19 protein-coding genes are annotated in these 16,771 nt (G+C 58.1%); all 19 read left to right on the forward strand.

Annotated features, from left to right (window positions below):
- Positions 1 to 2 precede the first annotated feature (2 nt).
- A complete protein-coding gene (locus ABI546_RS12150) occupies positions 3 to 1,298 on the forward strand; it encodes an ABC transporter ATP-binding protein (protein ID WP_348046843.1) in 1,296 nt (431 codons plus the stop codon).
- A gap of 33 nt (positions 1,299 to 1,331) precedes the next feature.
- Positions 1,332 to 2,312 carry an NAD-dependent 4,6-dehydratase LegB gene (locus ABI546_RS12155; RefSeq protein ID WP_348046844.1) on the forward strand — a complete coding sequence of 327 codons (981 nt, stop codon included), beginning with the start codon at positions 1,332 to 1,334 and terminating at the stop codon, positions 2,310 to 2,312.
- Entirely contained in the window at positions 2,305 to 3,018 is a 714-nt protein-coding gene (locus tag ABI546_RS12160; protein ID WP_348046845.1) for a sugar phosphate nucleotidyltransferase, read from the forward strand. The genes ABI546_RS12155 and ABI546_RS12160 overlap by 8 nt, the downstream gene beginning before the upstream one ends.
- Entirely contained in the window at positions 3,011 to 3,862 is an 852-nt protein-coding gene (locus ABI546_RS12165) for an NAD(P)-dependent oxidoreductase (RefSeq protein WP_348046846.1), read from the forward strand. Before ABI546_RS12160 ends, ABI546_RS12165 begins: the two co-directional genes overlap by 8 nt.
- Entirely contained in the window at positions 3,859 to 4,929 is a 1,071-nt protein-coding gene (locus ABI546_RS12170) for a radical SAM protein (RefSeq protein ID WP_348046847.1), read from the forward strand. Before ABI546_RS12165 ends, ABI546_RS12170 begins: the two co-directional genes overlap by 4 nt.
- A gap of 86 nt (positions 4,930 to 5,015) precedes the next feature.
- Positions 5,016 to 5,501 carry an acyltransferase gene (locus tag ABI546_RS12175; RefSeq protein WP_348046848.1) on the forward strand — a complete coding sequence of 162 codons (486 nt, stop codon included), beginning with the start codon at positions 5,016 to 5,018 and terminating at the stop codon, positions 5,499 to 5,501.
- Positions 5,502 to 5,514: 13 nt separating this feature from the next.
- Entirely contained in the window at positions 5,515 to 6,156 is a 642-nt protein-coding gene (locus ABI546_RS12180; protein WP_348046849.1) for a hypothetical protein, read from the forward strand.
- A 51-nt stretch (positions 6,157 to 6,207) separates the two neighbouring features.
- Entirely contained in the window at positions 6,208 to 7,224 is a 1,017-nt protein-coding gene (locus ABI546_RS12185) for an N-acetylneuraminate synthase family protein (protein WP_348046850.1), read from the forward strand.
- Positions 7,221 to 7,898 carry a hypothetical protein gene (locus tag ABI546_RS12190; protein WP_348046851.1) on the forward strand — a complete coding sequence of 226 codons (678 nt, stop codon included), beginning with the start codon at positions 7,221 to 7,223 and terminating at the stop codon, positions 7,896 to 7,898. The genes ABI546_RS12185 and ABI546_RS12190 overlap by 4 nt, the downstream gene beginning before the upstream one ends.
- Complete coding sequence (locus ABI546_RS12195) at positions 7,880 to 8,830, forward strand: hypothetical protein (protein ID WP_348046852.1); 951 nt, start codon at positions 7,880 to 7,882, stop codon at positions 8,828 to 8,830. The genes ABI546_RS12190 and ABI546_RS12195 overlap by 19 nt, the downstream gene beginning before the upstream one ends.
- Positions 8,827 to 9,528, forward strand: coding sequence for a WbqC family protein (locus tag ABI546_RS12200; protein WP_348046853.1), 702 nt, complete (start codon positions 8,827 to 8,829; stop codon positions 9,526 to 9,528). Before ABI546_RS12195 ends, ABI546_RS12200 begins: the two co-directional genes overlap by 4 nt.
- Positions 9,525 to 10,157, forward strand: coding sequence for a PIG-L deacetylase family protein (locus ABI546_RS12205; protein ID WP_348046854.1), 633 nt, complete (start codon positions 9,525 to 9,527; stop codon positions 10,155 to 10,157). The genes ABI546_RS12200 and ABI546_RS12205 overlap by 4 nt, the downstream gene beginning before the upstream one ends.
- The gene (locus ABI546_RS12210; RefSeq protein ID WP_348046855.1) at positions 10,154 to 11,020 is read left to right on the forward strand and encodes a hypothetical protein; all 867 of its coding nucleotides are present in this window, start codon (positions 10,154 to 10,156) and stop codon (positions 11,018 to 11,020) included. The genes ABI546_RS12205 and ABI546_RS12210 overlap by 4 nt, the downstream gene beginning before the upstream one ends.
- Entirely contained in the window at positions 11,017 to 11,883 is an 867-nt protein-coding gene (locus ABI546_RS12215) for a methyltransferase, TIGR04325 family (protein WP_348046856.1), read from the forward strand. The genes ABI546_RS12210 and ABI546_RS12215 overlap by 4 nt, the downstream gene beginning before the upstream one ends.
- Positions 11,844 to 12,755, forward strand: coding sequence for a glycosyltransferase family 2 protein (locus ABI546_RS12220; protein ID WP_348046857.1), 912 nt, complete (start codon positions 11,844 to 11,846; stop codon positions 12,753 to 12,755). Before ABI546_RS12215 ends, ABI546_RS12220 begins: the two co-directional genes overlap by 40 nt.
- Positions 12,752 to 13,756 carry a class I SAM-dependent methyltransferase gene (locus ABI546_RS12225; protein WP_348046858.1) on the forward strand — a complete coding sequence of 335 codons (1,005 nt, stop codon included), beginning with the start codon at positions 12,752 to 12,754 and terminating at the stop codon, positions 13,754 to 13,756. Before ABI546_RS12220 ends, ABI546_RS12225 begins: the two co-directional genes overlap by 4 nt.
- Positions 13,757 to 13,766: 10 nt before the next feature.
- Positions 13,767 to 14,903: a glycosyltransferase gene (locus ABI546_RS12230; RefSeq protein WP_348046859.1), complete on the forward strand. Its 1,137-nt coding sequence runs from the start codon at positions 13,767 to 13,769 to the stop codon at positions 14,901 to 14,903.
- Positions 14,904 to 14,956: 53 nt separating this feature from the next.
- Positions 14,957 to 15,697 (forward strand): class I SAM-dependent methyltransferase, encoded by a 741-nt coding sequence (locus ABI546_RS12235; RefSeq protein WP_348046860.1) that lies wholly within the window; start codon positions 14,957 to 14,959, stop codon positions 15,695 to 15,697.
- 104 nt (positions 15,698 to 15,801) lie between these two features.
- A partial coding sequence (locus tag ABI546_RS12240) for a hypothetical protein (RefSeq protein ID WP_348046861.1) occupies positions 15,802 to 16,771 on the forward strand: 970 nt, incomplete at its 3' end.

Genomic DNA, 16,771 nt, shown 5'->3' on the forward strand with positions numbered 1-16,771 from the left:
GCATGAGCAACGACATCGTCATTCGCGCCGAGCATCTCTCCAAGGAATATCGCCTGGGCGTCATCAACCACGGCACGCTTTACCGTGACATGCAGAGCTGGTGGGCGCGCTATCGCGGCCGCACCGACCCTAACGCAGAAATCAAGGACATCGCGACCGTCAAGCGCGACCATGCCCGCATTGAAGGTGACCTGTTCCACGCACTGGACGACGTCTCTTTCGAGGTCCAGCGCGGAGATATCGTGGGTGTGATCGGTCGCAACGGCGCCGGAAAATCGACCCTGCTCAAGATTATCTCGCGCATCACTGCACCGACCAGGGGCTACATCGGCCTCAAGGGCAGGGTTGCCAGCCTGCTGGAAGTTGGGACAGGCTTTCATCCTGAGCTCACGGGGCGTGAGAACGTCTTTTTAAATGGTGCAATCCTTGGCATGTCGCGCCAGGAGGTCGCCAGCAAATTCGAGCAGATCGTTGAGTTTGCCGAGATAGGGCAGTTCATCGATACACCGGTCAAGCGCTACTCGTCAGGCATGTATGTACGCCTGGCCTTCTCCGTCGCAGCCCATCTGGAGTCCGAAATCCTGTTGGTCGATGAAGTGCTGGCAGTCGGCGACATTAATTTCCAGAAAAAATGCATGGGGCGCATGCAGGAAGTCGGAAAAAGTGGCCGAACTATCCTCTTTGTGAGTCATAACCTGACTGCTATCAGCAGCATTTGCCCAAAAGCCATGTTGATGTCGGACGGCAAGATGGTGCACTCTGGTGATACCGCCAGCGTGATCAAGTCGTATATCAGTGAGGCAGAAAGCGGCGGCGGCGATGCGTTCTATCGCGTCAACCCTGGGGAGATGGACGGTCAGGCGGTGATTTACCAGGTGGCTGCACGAAATGCACGTGATCAGTACTCCGGATCTCTGGAGTTGACCGAACCGTTTTCCGTCGAGATGGAGTATGAGTTGCGCCAACCGCTAGCGGGCCTGAGCGTGGGTCTGCAGATCATTGCCGACGATGGGTTCACTTGCCTGTACAGCCTGTCGGATCCAGAACTGGATATTACCCGCCTCGAAACGCGGCAAGCGGGAAAGTACAAGGCTGTCGTGAACTTCCCCGCTTGCTTGCTCAATACGGGTTCTTATTCCATAAGGTTGGGCATCTCTTCCCGATTCTCGATCTATTCGGTGGCCGAGGGCATACGGTTTGATGTTGTCGACAACGTCGGCATCATCCAGATGCTGGGACAGAACAGAAAGCCTTCGTTGTCTGCATTGCAGCTTCCATGGCAGGTAGAAAAGTTATGAGCAAGTTAAAAATGACCTTCAGCGAGATTTGGCATGGATAAAGTTTTGGTGACCGGCGCCGACGGATTTATCGGTTCGCACCTTGTTGAAAGCCTGGTCAAGGCGGGTTATTCCGTGCGCGCGCTTTGCCAGTACAACTCGTTTTCAAGCTGGGGGTGGCTGGACGAGTCACCATGCCGCAAGGACATCGAGGTCGTGCTCGGCGATGTGCGTGATCCAGCCCAGATGCGGCTGGTGTCCAAAGGCATCGATACGGTGTTCCACCTTGCCGCGTTGATCGCGATTCCGTACTCCTACCAGGCGCCGTCGAGCTATGTCGACACCAATGTGCAGGGCACGTTGAATGTGCTGCAGGCCGCTCTCGACACTGGCGTGCGCCGCGTGATCCACACCTCCACCAGTGAGGTGTATGGCACGGCGCGCTTCGTGCCGATCAGCGAAGAGCACCCGCTGCAGGCGCAGTCGCCGTATTCGGCGACCAAGATCGCTGCCGATGCGCTGGCTTTCAGTTACTTCAGCAGTTTCGACTTGCCGGTGACCATCGCTCGGCCCTTCAACACCTACGGTCCGCGTCAATCGGCGCGCGCAGTGATCCCGACCGTGATCAGCCAGCTGCTCGCAGGCAAGACAAGGCTCAAGCTCGGCAGCATCACACCTACCCGTGACTTCAATTTTGTGCTCGATACCTGCGCCGGCTTTCTGGCGCTGGCGGGCTGCGAGGCTGCCGTTGGCCAGACTGTCAACATCGGTTCGGGCGGTGAAATCTCCATCGGTGACACCGTCAAGTTGATCGCAGACATTCTGGGTGTCAACGTCGAGATTGAATGCGACGAGCAGCGGCTGCGTCCGGCAGGCAGTGAAGTAGAGCGCCTGTGCTGCGATAACAGCCGCATAAAGGCCCTGACGGGCCATCAGCCGGCCTATGACCTCGAAGCGGGCCTGCGCGCCACGATTGACTGGCTCAAGCTGCCGGAAAATTTCAAACGTTACAAACCGGATGTCTTCAATGTCTAAACGGGCTGTCATTCTTGCAGGCGGCAAGGGCACTCGCCTGAGGCCGTATACCGTGGTGCTGCCCAAGCCGCTCATGCCCATTGGCGAGTATCCGATTCTTGAAGTGATCGTGCGCCAGCTCGTCAAGGCCGGCTTTGACCACATCACGCTGGCGGTGAACCACCAGGCAGAGATCATCAAGGCTTTTTTCCAGAATGGCGAGCGGTGGGGCATCCGCATTGACTATTCGCTGGAAGACCAGCCGCTGGGGACCATGGGGCCGCTCAAGCTCATCCAGGATCTTCCCGCCAATTTCCTCGTGATGAACGGCGACATCCTCACTGACCTGAACTACGCCGAATTCCATGACGCACATGCGCTGTCGGGCGATATCTTCACGATTTCTGCCATGCAGCGTGAGCACCGCATCGACTATGGCGTGCTCGACACCGGTGCCGACAGCAAGCTCAGCGGCTTTCGTGAGAAGCCTGCTGTTTCCTACGAGGTCAGCATGGGCGTGTACATGCTGGGTTCGGCCGTGCTGGACTACATCCCGGCCGGCAGGGCCTATGGTTTCGACACCTTGATGCTCGACCTGCTTGCGGCAGGCCGGCCTGCAACGGTGCGCACATTTTCGGGCTACTGGCTGGACATCGGGCGCCCCGACGACTATGCCAGGGCCATCGACGAGTTCGAGTCCATGAAATCGAGGTTTCTGGATGCTTGATGCCATCGTTACCGGTGCGGGCGGGTTTGTAGGGCGTGCACTGACTGCCGAAATGGCGCGTCAGGGTCTGTCGTTGCTTGCACTGGAACGCCAGCACGGTGACGTCGCGCATTCAGCTACCTGGCAAAACCTGCCACAGGCCAAAGCTGTCATCCACCTGGCCGGTCGCAGTTACGTACCCGACAGCTGGCAGAAGGGGCCTGAATTTGTCGAGGCCAACCTGCTCGGAACGGAACGTGCCCTGGCTTACTGCCGTCAGCATGGAGCCCGCATGGTGTACGCCAGCGCGTATGTTTACGGCATACCGCAGGGCCTGCCCATTGCCGAAACCCATCCAGCCAAGCCCAATAACCCTTATGCCATGTCCAAGTACCTGGCCGAACAGCTGTGTGAATTTGCCAGCAAGTACCAGGGTGTTTCGGCCACGGTTCTACGCGTTTTTAACGTGTTTGGCGCAGGCCAGCGCGCGGAGTTCCTGATTCCGGCCATCCTGAGCCAGGTCGTGGCGGGCAAAGAGATCCGTGTGCTTGATCTGAAGCCTCGGCGCGACTATGTTTTTATCGACGATGTGGTGAGCGCATTCTTGCAATCGCTTCAAAGTACCTCAACTTACGAAAAAATCAACATCGGTTCTGGCGTTTCGTACTCTGTGCAGGACGTCATCGACGTAATTCAATCTGTTGCCGGCACCTCCTTGCCGGTTGTTTCCCAGTCTTCTGAGCGCGCACAGGAAATACCCGACGTCATGGCCGATATTTCACTGGCCCGGCGCAACCTCAGCTGGACCCCACGATGGACATTCACAGATGGTGTCCAGAAAATATTGAATGGAGCTCAATCTTGACTGAACGTTACGTACCCATCAACAAAGGCAACTACTCCATGGATACCCAGGAGCGGGAAGACCTTTTCGATCAATACCGCGGTGAAGGCTGGGAAGAGCAATACAAGGATTACCGTCAGAAATGGTCCGCTCTGCCCAAGAGTCAGACCGTTTCTGACTATCCACTGCTGGTCGACCTGGAGCTATCGTCAATCTGCAATCTGCATTGCCCGATGTGCTACACGATTACCGACCACTTCAAAGAGCAGGTCAACACGACCCGCATGGACTGGGACCTGTATTGCCGCATCATCGACGAGATCGGCGGCAAGGTGCCGGCGATCCGGCTGAGCCTGCGCGGCGAGGCGTTGCTGCACAAGCGTTTTGCGGATTGCATCCGCTATGCCAAGTCGCGCGGCATCAAGGAAGTTTCCACGCTCACGCACGGCGGCAAGCTGACCCTGCCATTCTTCGAGGAGATCGTCGACGCCGGCATTGACTGGATCACAATTTCGGCCGACGGCGTCGGCGAGACCTATGAGAAGATCCGCAAACCGATCAAGTTCAAAGACATCATGAACAAGATCAAGGCCATGAAGAAGTTCAAAGAAGAGCGCGGCCTGCATCGTCCTGTCATCAAGGTCCAGGGTATCTGGCCGGCGATTCGCGAGAATCCGCAGGAGTATTACGACACCTTCGCGCCCAACGTCGACCTGGTAGCGTTCAATCCGCTGATTGACTATCTTGGCAATGACACGCACATCGAGTATCTCGAGAACTTCACCTGTCCCCAGCAGTACCAGCGCCTGGTGATCGGTGCTGACGGCCTGGTCATGAAGTGTTCCAACGACGAAGAGAACCGCGAAGTCATCGGTGACATCAACAAGGACACCGTGCACCAGATCTGGCACGGCGAAAAAATGACTGCGATCCGTGAGATGCAAAAGCGCGACCGCGGATTCATGGAAAGTCCGATTTGTCGCAAGTGTTATTTGCCACGCAAGACGGAAGATGAAGAGGGCGAAGTCAGCGGCCGTACCTTCAAGGTCAAGAACTATGTGTTCCGGATTCAGGTGGTGGGCAAGTGAGTGCGACCAGGATGATTGTGGGGGACCGGGCCTCCTATCGCAATCGCGGGAGCCTGGTCCAGCGTGCAATCTCCCGGTATAAGGCCATGCGCTACTTCACCGCTTGCGGCAACGATGTTGTTGTCAAGCGCAGCGCTGAATTTCGGCTCGTTGAGAACGCAGTGCTGGAGGTCGGCTCGGGTTCCACAATCCAGGATTACTCGTTTTTCCAGTTGACCATGCCGACACCAAAAGTCTACATCGGCAACAACACGGTGATTGGCAGGCACAACATCATCACAGCCAAGAACTCCATACGCATAGGCAGCGACGTGCTTATCGGCTCCTATGTTCAGATCATCGACCATAGCCACGGCATCGAACGTTCGAGTCCGATACGTGAGCAGCGCGCGCTGATTGGGGAGGTCGAAATCGGCGATGACGTGTGGATCGGTGCTGGCGCGAAGATCCTGATGGATGCAAGAATTGGGCGCGGAGCGGTGATCGGTGCCAACGCGGTGGTTCGCGGTGAAATCCCGGACTATGCGATTGCCGTGGGTTCTCCCGCTCGGGTTGTCAAATTTCGGGAATAAAGAGGCTGTGTTCGTGTTCAAAAGAATAAAGCAGCGATTGGGTCTTGCGTACTACCTGATCAGGATGCGGCTCAAGCGCCACCGCGAGAAAAATGACTTCCTCCGGCAGGTCCGCGAAGCGGAGGTATTGAAGATTGTGATCGGGTCGTCGGGCGTGTTTGAGGCGGGGTGGATTCCCACCGACTACCAGCACCTGAACCTGCTGAATCCCGCCCATTGGGACAAGGCGTTTCAGGGGCGGAAACTCGACGGTTTGCTGGCGGAGCATGTGTGGGAGCATCTCAATGCGGAAGATGGCCTGCTCGCGCTCAAACTGGTTTCCAGCCACTTGAAAAGTGGCGCCCGAATCCGCCTCGCAGTGCCTGATGGTTACAGTCCGGATCGGGCTTATATCGATGCCGTCAAGCCCGGCGGCAGCGGTGCAGGCAGCGATGACCACAAGGTACTGTACAACGTCGACTCGCTGGAGCGGGCCATGACCGAGGCGGGCTTTCGCGTTGAGCGGCTTGAGTATTACGATGCTGAGGGGCGTTTCCACCAGTCGCCATGGGCTCCCGCGGATGGCATGGTGCACCGGTCCCTGCAGTACGACGAACGCAACGTCGATGGAAAAATCGGCTACACGTCCCTGATTCTCGACGGCTTCAAACCATGACGACTCCTCACACGGCCGACAGGTTTTTGGAATGAAAAATGGCGTATAGCGATGTTTAAGAACTTCAGAAAAGACCGGTGTTACATCATTGCCGAGATCGGTGGCAATTTCACGACCTTCGAACAGGCCAAGCGTCTGGTTGACGAAGCGGCTGCGAGTGGCGCAGATGCGGTCAAGCTGCAGACCTATCGCGCGGAGACCCTGTCCAGCAAGGCGGCAATTTTTGACATGGAAAACACGGGGGTGACCTCCCAGTTCAACCTGTTCCGAAAATACGAGATTGCGGCGGCGCTGCACGATGAGGTCTTTGCCTATGCCGAGGCCAAAGGACTGGACTGGTTTTCTTCACCCTCACACCAGAGTGACGTCGACGTTCTTGAGAAATGCGGTGTCGGCGTCCACAAGATCGGCTCTGATGACGCGGTCAACTTGCCTTTCCTGCGCTATGTTGCGCGTACCGGCAAACCGATGATCCTTTCAACCGGCATGTGTACGCTTGATGAAGTGCAGGAGTCGGTCGAAGCCATCCAGGCCGAAGGCAACCAGCGGCTGATCCTGCTGCACGCGATCACCAGCTACCCAACCCATCCCGAAAACGTCAATTTGCGCGCGATGCAGACCTTGATGCAGGCCTTTCCCGGCCTGGACGTCGGGTATTCAGACCACACGCTGTCGCCGGTCGCCTGCCTCTGCGCAGTCGCGATGGGTGCGCGCGTGATCGAGCGGCATTTCACTTATGACAAGGCGGCAGACGGTCCCGACCATATACTTTCCGCCGATCCGCAGGAGATGAAGTGGCTTGTCGATGCCATTCGGGCCTTTGAGATCATGCGTGGCTCGGGCGTCAAACAGCCGGCCGAGAGTGAACAGACGACGCGACGCAATAACCGTAAAAGCGTTGTGTTGCAGCGCGCGTTGAAGGCGGGCGCGGCGATTGCGGCCGAAGACATTGCCGTCAAGCGGCCTGGGTATGGCATACAGCCCAAGTTCTACGAAGCGCTGGTCGGACGGACTGTCAAACATGACCTTGCCGCTGATGCGGTACTCGGGTGGGACGACCTCGAATGAGCCTGGGTATCGTGATCCAGGCGCGCATGGGCTCTACCCGCCTGCCGGGAAAGGTGCTCCGCCCGATTGCGGGGCGGCCTTTGCTGGAGCACGTCATCGGCCGACTGGCTTTGTCCCGGCACGAAGCGGGTGTAGTTGCTGCGACGAGCACGCTGGCACAGGACGACGCGATCCAGGCCTGGTGCCAGGCGGCCGGCGTGCAATGCTTTCGCGGCGATGAAGCCGATGTGCTGGACCGTTACCTGCGTTGCGCCGAGGCTTTTGGCTTCACGCGCATCGTGCGCCTGACGGCCGACAACCCGTTCACTGACATCGCCGAACTTGACCGCCTGATCGATTTCCAGGCATCGGCCAACCTGGACTACGCGCATTCGTTCGGCATGATGCCCATCGGCGTGGGCGCTGAAATTTTTACGCTGAATGCCTTGCGCCGCAGTCATGTTGAAGGGTTGCAGCCGCATCACCGCGAACATGTCAACGAGTACATGCTGGAGCACCCTGAGATTTTCCGCAGCGCAGTGCTGGACATTCCGGCAGAAAAGCGCGCGCCTGAGTTGCGGTTGACGGTTGATACCGAAGACGACTGGACGCGTGCCAATGCGCTGGCCGCAAGTGCGGGGCGGGGGTGGCTGGGCACAGAAGAGGCAATGGCGCTGTGTTCGCGATCTGCATAGAAAGCTCCCACGCCCGTGGTCTCGGCCATCTGTTCCGGGCGCTCAATCTCGCCGATGCACTGGACGAGCGCGGCCATGCTGTGCGTTTTCTGATGAACGACCATGCGGTTTCTGCCGGCATCCTGAAAGCCCGGGGGTACACGCCGCTGACGGTGGAGCTTGCAAACACCACCAGCGGCTGGGAGGCGGTGTTGTCGGCTGAGCATCGGTTTTCAATGTGGATCGACGACCGGCTTGACACGACGCAGGAGCACGCCGCCCAAATCAAGGCCATCGGCCTGCCTTTGGTCACCTTCGATGACCGTGGCAGCGGTGCCATGCTGGCCGACCTGCATGTCGCCGCCCTTGCTTTTGATGGGGCCCCCCTGGCCGGCAAAAAGCTTCTGACCGGGGTGGACTACCTCATCCTTAATCCTGAGATCGCCGGGTACCAGCGCGTGCGCCACACGCTGCGGTCGCTGCTGGTCACGCTCGGTGGCAGTGACACCTATGGTGCGACGGTCAAGGTGGTGTCTGCGCTGGCCAAAAAGGGCATGGGTGCCACGATCGTGGTGGGGCCTGGTTTTGCACACCGGAATGCGCTGGATGCGGTCCTGACCGATGCTTTCACCGTGCTGAGTGGTGTGCCTTCGATGATCGAGGAGATGTCCAGGCATGATTTCGCCATCACTGGCGGCGGCATCACGCCTTTTGAAGCGAACGCAGCCGGGCTGCCGTGCCTGGTGGTGGCCAATGAGGATTTTGAGGTGCCGGTTGGCCGTGCACTGGAGGCGCTGGGCGGAGCCATCTTTGCTGGCCACTACCGCGACTTCAGCCTTTCCGCGCTAGATGCTGAACTTCCCCTGGAGCAGATGAGTCGCGCTGGCATGGCCAAAGTTGGTATGGGTGGCGCCGCACGGGTTGTGGATGCGCTGGAGGAGCTGGCAGCATGAGCAAGACCGTGGTCATCCATCAGCCGGACTTTATGCCCTATCTGGGTTTTTTTCATCGCTTTCTGGAGGCCGACCTGTTCGTGGTTCTTGACCATGTGCAGTTTGTGAACGGCACCAGCCGCAGCTGGACGCACCGCGACAAGATCAAGACGCCGCAGGGCGAAAAATGGCTGACCTTGAGCGTCAAAAAAGCGCCCCGGGATACACCGATCAACCGGGTTGAGCTTTCTGACACGGTCGATTGGGCAGGGGAGAATCTTGACCTGCTTGCGCGGAACTATCGCAAGGCGCCGTTCTATGAAGACATCATGCCGCAGGTCGAAGCGCTTTACAAAGCGCCTGCGCACCTGCTTGGCGAGTTCAATTTGCGCTCAATCGAGATGCTCATGGACATGCTGGACGTGCGGATTCCCCTGGTGTTGTCCAGTACGCTGGAACCGGTCGGCCATAAAAACCAGTTGCTGGTTGACCTGCTCGGAAAAGTGGGTGCCACCCGTTACCTGTCTGGCACTGGTGCACGCGACTATATGGAGCCCCCGCTTTTCGAGGCGGCTGGCATCACCGTCGTCTGGCAGGACTTTGCCCACCCCATCTATCCCCAGCAGTTCGAAGGCTTTACGCCTTACCTGAGCGCGCTGGATGCCTTGTTTAATTGTGGTGTCGACGGCGCCCGTGAATTGCTCAGGAGAAAACCATGAACGTGTTGGCCATTGGTGCGCATTTTGACGATGTTGAACTCGGCTGCGGAGGTGCACTGGCTCAGCATGCCGCGCGAGGCGACAAGGTCTATGTATTTGTTGCGACCGTATCCGGTTTTACGAATCAGTACGACCAGTCGATACGCAGCAGTGAGATAGCGCGCGCGGAAGCCGAGGAGGCCATGAAGATTCTTGGTGTGACCAAGATGTATTGTGGTGACTTCAAGACGCTCGAGGTGGAGTTTGTCGATACCCTTAATATCCAGCTCCTTACTCTTGTCCAGGATTTAAATATCGACATGGTTTACTCCCACTGGACCGGTGACATTCACCATGACCATCAGGCCGTGGCGCGTGCATCCCTGCACAGTTGCCGGCATGTGCCACGCTTCTTGATGTACCGCAGCAACTGGTACCACTCGACCGTCGACTTTCGTGGCAACTTCTATGTTGACATCACCAATTTCTGGCCTGTTAAGGAGCGCGCCATCCGCGCGCATGAGTCCGAGATGGAGCGAACCGGCGCCAAGTGGATCAGCTTCTTCAGTAATGAGGCCGAGAATGCGGGCCAGCGCATCGGCGTTCGTTATGCAGAGGTCTATGAGGTGGTGAAGTGGCTGCAGGCATGAAAAACCTGCGTAAGTGGCTGTTGTGGCTTTTGCCACATGGTCTTCATGTCGCGCGCACCAGGCAACTCATGCGTGCGGCGGAGCCGCCAGATCTGGTTGCACGTGAGGAATTACGTCGAAATGAGGAGCTACGCGACCGCCATGCGGGGCAGCGTTGTTTTGTGCTTGGGAATGGGCCGAGCGCCAAGACACTGGACCTCGCCGCGCTTCAGGGCCGGTGTGTCATCAGTGTATCCAACGGCTACCTGCATAGCGGTTACGCTGAGGCTGCGCCGCGCTATCACTGCGTGCCGCAGATCACCTATGGACGCATGACCCGTGATGATGCCGTCAAGTGGTTTAAAGAGATGCACGAAGGCCTCGGCTTGGCGGAGTTGTTTTTGAACGAAACCGAAGCGGAGCTGGTAAGGACGCATGGGCTGTTTCCCGGGCGTAAGGTCCATTATTTGGCATTCAGGGAGAATTTCGATCAACTGCAATCCCGCGACTTGATTGATCTTGCAAGTCCGATACCGCGGGTCGAATCGGTTCCTGTGATGGCAATCATGATCGCGATGTATATGGGATTTAAAGATGTCGTGTTGCTGGGCGTTGATCACGATCACTTCATGAGCCGGCAATACCTTTATGCATTTGAACTGGGCGTTCAATCTGGAAAGGATATTTCTACCGGTGCATGCGGCGAGGTCCAGACGCCGTGGCACGATGAATTTCAATCTTTGGCGCGCCTTTGGCGTCAATATCGGGTGCTGCGCGATATTGCACTGAAAAACGGGATTCGAATCGTGAATGCGACGCCTGGTGGCGAACTGGACGAGTTTCCGCGTGCGATCTTATCCACCTTGATAGCGGGGCAGACTTGAAAAAATTCATGATGAGTCTGCCCGGCATGCATGTCGGCGTGGAACTTTCGCGTGAGTCGCCGGCTCAAGCGATAGCTCGTACCGAGCAAGAATTCCGACGGCATAACATCTACTTTGAGGGTGAATTTCCCAGTTGGAGCGCCGCTGCTCAGCTAGCCACAGGTTACGGCGCCTCTGCGATCCTGCGGAAGTTAGTTGACGCTACGCGAGAGGTTGTTGCCGGTCGCGCGGCGTATGAGCGAGACACGGTCCTCTTTGGTCAGGCACAGGTTTCTCACCCTCTGTTTTCGTGGTTGCTATACGCCGCGCGCGAACTGGATGAGCCTTTGAAGGTGATGGATTTTGGCGGGGCTCTCGGTAGTGCGTACCACCAACATAGACGGTTTCTGGAGTCAGAACTGCGTTGGGGTGTGGTCGAGCAGCAGAAGATTGTGGATGCCGGACGAGCCGAGTTTGCAACGCCATCTCTCGATTTCTTTGCGTCGGCGAGTGAATGCATGGAGTCATTTGGGGCAAACTTTTTACTGTTGTCGGCCAGTTTGCAATACATGCAGGACCCGTACGGACTGCTGGACCAGTTGCTGGCATTCAATTTTCCATACTGCCTGGTTGATAGAACTACTTCCCACAGGCTTGGGAGGGATCGCGTATTTGTACAGCACGTACCCGAGTGGATTTATTCTGCGAGTTATCCTATCTGGCTGCTGGACGCAGACAGGTTGGAGCAGTGCTTTGATCGTCATGGTTATGAGGTGATTGACCTGTTCGAGCCGTATCCTGGCAGCTTCGCGGGCAACAGGGAATTCCAGGCTCCGTATATGGGATGGTTTCTTCAGAAGAAAAGAATGGTCCGAGTTCAATGACTATCTTTGTACTTATTCCCGTTTTTAACCGGTTGGCGCACACAGAGCGTGTCGTAGCGTCACTCCGTGGGCAGCACATCGCGGAGCAGCTTTGCATTGTGGTCGTCAATGATGGTTCTACCGATGGGACGACCTCATGGCTTGAGAAACAGCAGGATGTGGTGGAGTTGCGCGGTGATGGCAATCTATGGTGGGGTGGCGCGATCCAGAAAGGTCTCGAGTACGTGTCATCGCACCAACAGTCTGGCGACTACGTCCTCTTTCTCAACAACGATACGTGGTTTGCCAAAGACTACGTCGAAACGCTCGTCAAGGTCAGCCGAGAGGGTGGAGGCGCTGCGGTCGGCAGCGTAATCCACGAAGATAATTGCGATCCGCCCTTGGTGAGCGTCGGGCCGCGGCTCAACATCAATCGCATTGCGGTGTGGGACCTGTTCAGCGAACTCTCACCAGACCAGCACCGCCAGCCTGCTGCGACTTACAAGGTCGACGCTCTGTCGGGGCGGGGGACTTTGTACCCGGTGGAGCTTTTTGAGCGCTACGGACAAATGCGCACATTCTGGCTCCCGCATTATCTTGCCGACTATGAGGTGGCGATGCGTTTTGGGCGTGCCGGGGTGCCGCTGCTGGTCAGTAGTCACGCAGCCGTGCATTCGCCACCCGTTTATGGCAACGATGTTTCGCGGATGGGGCTGTGGGACAGGATGTTCAGTCCTCGTTCGGCCAGCAATGTTATCCGCCGTCTGGCGTTTTACATGCTGGTGGGTTCGCCGCTTCAGCGCCTGACCGCACCGCTGCGCATGTTTTGCTTTGCGTCCTGGCGCGCATTGCTCCAGTTCAAATCCCGTAGAAAAGAAAGTCCCGCCCCATGAATGCTGCCGACGCACCTGTCTGTATCGCCTGTGGCGGCCGTACGGAGGTTTTCATCAAGGAAATCTGGGATGACCGGTATGGCTGCCCCGGCGTGTTTTCGATCATGCGTTGCCCAAATTGCCACCAGATGGTGACGGCGCCGCCGCTGAAGGAGTCGGACCTGCCCGGTCTTTACAGCACCTACTATCCGCGCCGTAGCGTTGACCTTGACGCATTGGAGAAAGAGGCTGCGCTCGTGCTGGAGCCGCGCGCCGGCCTGCGCCGTTGGCTGGCCGGCACGGACAACCAGGGCCACTACCTCGCAGAGCGGGGGCAAAAGGTGCTGGATATCGGCAGCGGTTCCTGCCTGTCGCTGCTTGAACAGCGTAACCTGGGCGTTGAGGGCTACGGCGTTGAAGCGGACCCCAACGTCAAGCGCATTGCCGATCATTTCGGCCTGCGTGTGCATGTCGGCAGCATCCACGATCAGCCTTTCCCAGGGGAGGCGTTTGACATGGTGGTGCTCAACCAGGTGATCGAGCATGTGCCCGAACCCGAGGCGCTGATGCGCAATGTACTGGGCCGGCTGAAGCCTGAAGGGCGCGCCGTGATGTCTTTTCCCAATGCGGATTCTTTGCCGCGCCGGCTTTCAGGGCATAAATGGATCAACTGGCATGTGCCCTACCACCAGCACCATTTCAACCGCAAGTCCTTTCGCCTGCTCGCCGAAAAGGCCGGCTATGAAGTGATCAAAAGCCGTACCGTCACCCCCAATCTTTGGACGGTGCTGCAATTGCGGGCGATGGCCGAAACCTCTGTCGAAGGCCAGGCGTCTGGCGCCTGGGCGCATGGCGGCGGTGCGGCGCAACGGGGCAGTTTTGCCCGCCGCGTCAAGGCCGGGCTGGCGCGCCGGTTGCGCAAGGTCATCAGTTTTGCGATGGGCGCCGTAAACCGGGTGGTGGACGCTGCCGGTTACGGCGACAGCCTGATCGTCGAATTGCGCGCACGCCGCAGCCGATAATCGACGCATCATGCGCATTGCGATTCTTGACACCTATTACGCCAAATTCCTGAAGGCGCATTACGCCCGCAACAAGGGTTTGAAAAAGCAGGACTCTTCAGCGCAGCGGGCGTCGTTGCTCGCTGCCGCTTTCGGGACTTCGGATTTTTACTCCCGGCATTTGAACGGCATGGGCCACGAGGCGCTGGACCTGATTGCCAACTGCGTGCCTTTGCAGGACTCTTGGGCACGCGAGAACGATGTGTCGTTCAACCCCCTGTTGTTGAAGCTTCCCCACCGTACATTCCGTCTGCCGGTGATTGGCCGCCATCTTGCGGCGATGCCTGGCCTGATGGAAGTGGCATTGGCACAGGTCAGGGCGTTCAAACCTGACGTTCTCTACTGCCAGGACTTGAGCTTTTTCCCGGGTGATGTGTTGCGCGACCTGAAAAAGGACGTAAAGCTGGTGGTGGGCCAGATCGCCTGCCCGTTGCCGCCGCAGTCCTTTCTGGACGGCTATGACCTGATCCTCACGTCGTTCCCCCACTTTGTCGAGCGCCTCAAGGCCACCGGCATCGCTTCCGAGTATTTCAAGATCGGTTTTGATACGCGTGTGCTGGATCTGCTGGGCAATGTGCCCAAGGACATCGATGCAAGCTTTGTGGGCGGCGTGAGCCGCCACCATGGCAAGGCGATTCCGGTGCTGGAGTACGTCGCCGAAAACACCCCTATCCAGTTTTTCGGCTATGGCGCCAAGACACTTCCGCGTGGCTCGCCGATTCGAAAACGCCATAACGGCGAAGTCTGGGGCCTGGACATGTACCGCGCGCTGGCGCGCAGCAAAGTCACGCTCAATCGCCACATCAACGTCGCCGAGAACAACGCCAACAACATGCGCCTGTACGAAGCAACCGGTGTCGGTTCGCTCCTGATCACCGACCGCAAAGACAACCTGGGCGATATTTTTGAAGTCGGCAAGGAAGTGGTCGCCTATTCCAGCCAGGAAGAGGCCGCAGAACTCGTCCGTTACTACCTGGCTCACCCGGATGAAGCCCGGGGGATCGCCCAGGCCGGCCAGGCGCGAACACTGCGTGACCATACCTACAAAAGGCGCATGGAAGAGCTGGTGCCGGTGCTTGAACGCCATTTGGCGGCCCAGGGCGCATGAAGGCGGCGCTGCGGGCGCTGTTGCGCCGCTCTCCACGCCTGAAGGCGGTGCTCATGCGCATTCGCGACGTGGCCCTGCCGTCTTCGAGCGTTTCATCGCGCTACATCGAAATGAGTGGTGCCTCGGCCGATGCTGAATCGGCGCGCCTTCGCGGAGCCTGGCAAGATGACGATTTGCCTCAAAAGCAGCGCGAGCTGGTTGACCTGCAACTCGCCGACTATCGCGGCGGCGCTGCCATCGATGTGTTTGATGTCATGGTCGAGGCCTTGCGAGGCTTGCCGAAAGGCGAAGGCCGGACCTCCGTGCTTGAGGTGGGTTGCTCCAGCGGCTTTTATTCAGAGGTTTTTGATATTGCCGGCCTGGGTGTCAATTACGCCGGTGCCGACTATTCAGATGCTTTCATCGCACTGGCGCGGCAGAAGTACCCGGCGCTGCGCTTTGACGTTGAAGATGCCACGGCACTGCGCTACGCTGACGATGCGTTTGACGTGGTGATCTCTGGCTGCTGCCTGCTGCACATCCCGGAATACGAGGCTGCAGTCGCCGAGACGGCGCGCGTGGCGCGACGTTATGCCGTGTTTCACCGAACACCGGTGGTTCTGGACCAGCCCAACCGCTACTTCCGAAAACTGGCCTATGGCGTTGAAACGGTCGAAATCCACTTCAACGAGCCGCAGTTTCTTGAGCTGTTGCGAACAAGTGGTCTTGAATTGCTAAAAACCTGGACCTTGTCGGAAGGTCCGGCAGCGGTCCCTACCCAGGCCGTGCGAACCTATCTTTGCCGCGTCACCTGACCGTACCCATCGCTTCTTTTGGACGCCTTCGTGCGAAAATTACCGCCAACCCCACCGCCGATTTGCAGGCGGACCCTGCGAGCTCACGCGGCGACCCGCCAAACATGACCACCCGAAACTTCTGCACGCTGTTCGACAGCAACTACCTTCTTAAAGGCGTGGCGATGCTGCGCTCTCTGTTCAAATACTGCCCTGAGGCGCAGGTGCACCTGCTTTGCATGGATGAGCAGACACGAGAAGTCATCACTGCGCTCTTCCCCGATATCGTTTGCATCTCGCTGGCAGATGTGGAGGACGCTGCCCTGCTCGAGGCCAAGAAGGACCGTTCGGTCGCCGAGTATTGCTGGACACTGTCACCGGTATTGCCTTCTTACGTGTTGGCAAACAATCCAGGTATTTCCATGCTCACCTATGTGGATGCCGACTTGCTGTTTTATTCCCCGGTCCAGCCTCTGTTTGACGAGATCGGTGATGCTTCGATCGCGATCATCGAACACCGCTTCACGCCGCGCCTGCAGCATCTCGAGGTCAACGGCCGCTTCTGCGTCGAATGGGTCAGCTTCCGTCGCGATGAAGAGGGTATGGCCTGCCTCGCGCGCTGGCGTGAACAATGTGTTGAATGGTGTTACTACCGGCTTGAAGATGATCGCATGGGCGACCAGAAATACCTCGACGCCTGGCCAGCGCGTTACCCGTCGACACACATTTTGCTGCACTCTGGTGCCGGCATCGCGCCGTGGAACTACGCTCAGTATTCGTTCGGTCAGTTCGCCGACGGCACGCAGACCGTCAATGGTGCGCCGCTGATTTTTTACCACTTCCACCAGTTCCAGCTGCTCGACAATGGTAAGTTTGACCGGCTGTCGGCCTTCTACACGTCCGAATGCCCCGAGCCGGCTGCCGTCTATGACGCCTACGAAGCGGCGCTCGGCGCGGCAGTGCTTGAGGTGCGGCGCATCAGGCCGGGTTTTCGCGCAGGCATGAAACCGGCCGCCGGGGTCGCGGGTCGACGCTGGGTCCAGCGCTTCTTGCCGCGTCCGGTCAAAGAAGCTCTGCGGCGTCTGTTGCGCCTCT

It is taken from the genome of Polaromonas sp., from assembly GCF_039932935.1.
Classification (GTDB): domain Bacteria; phylum Pseudomonadota; class Gammaproteobacteria; order Burkholderiales; family Burkholderiaceae_C; genus Polaromonas.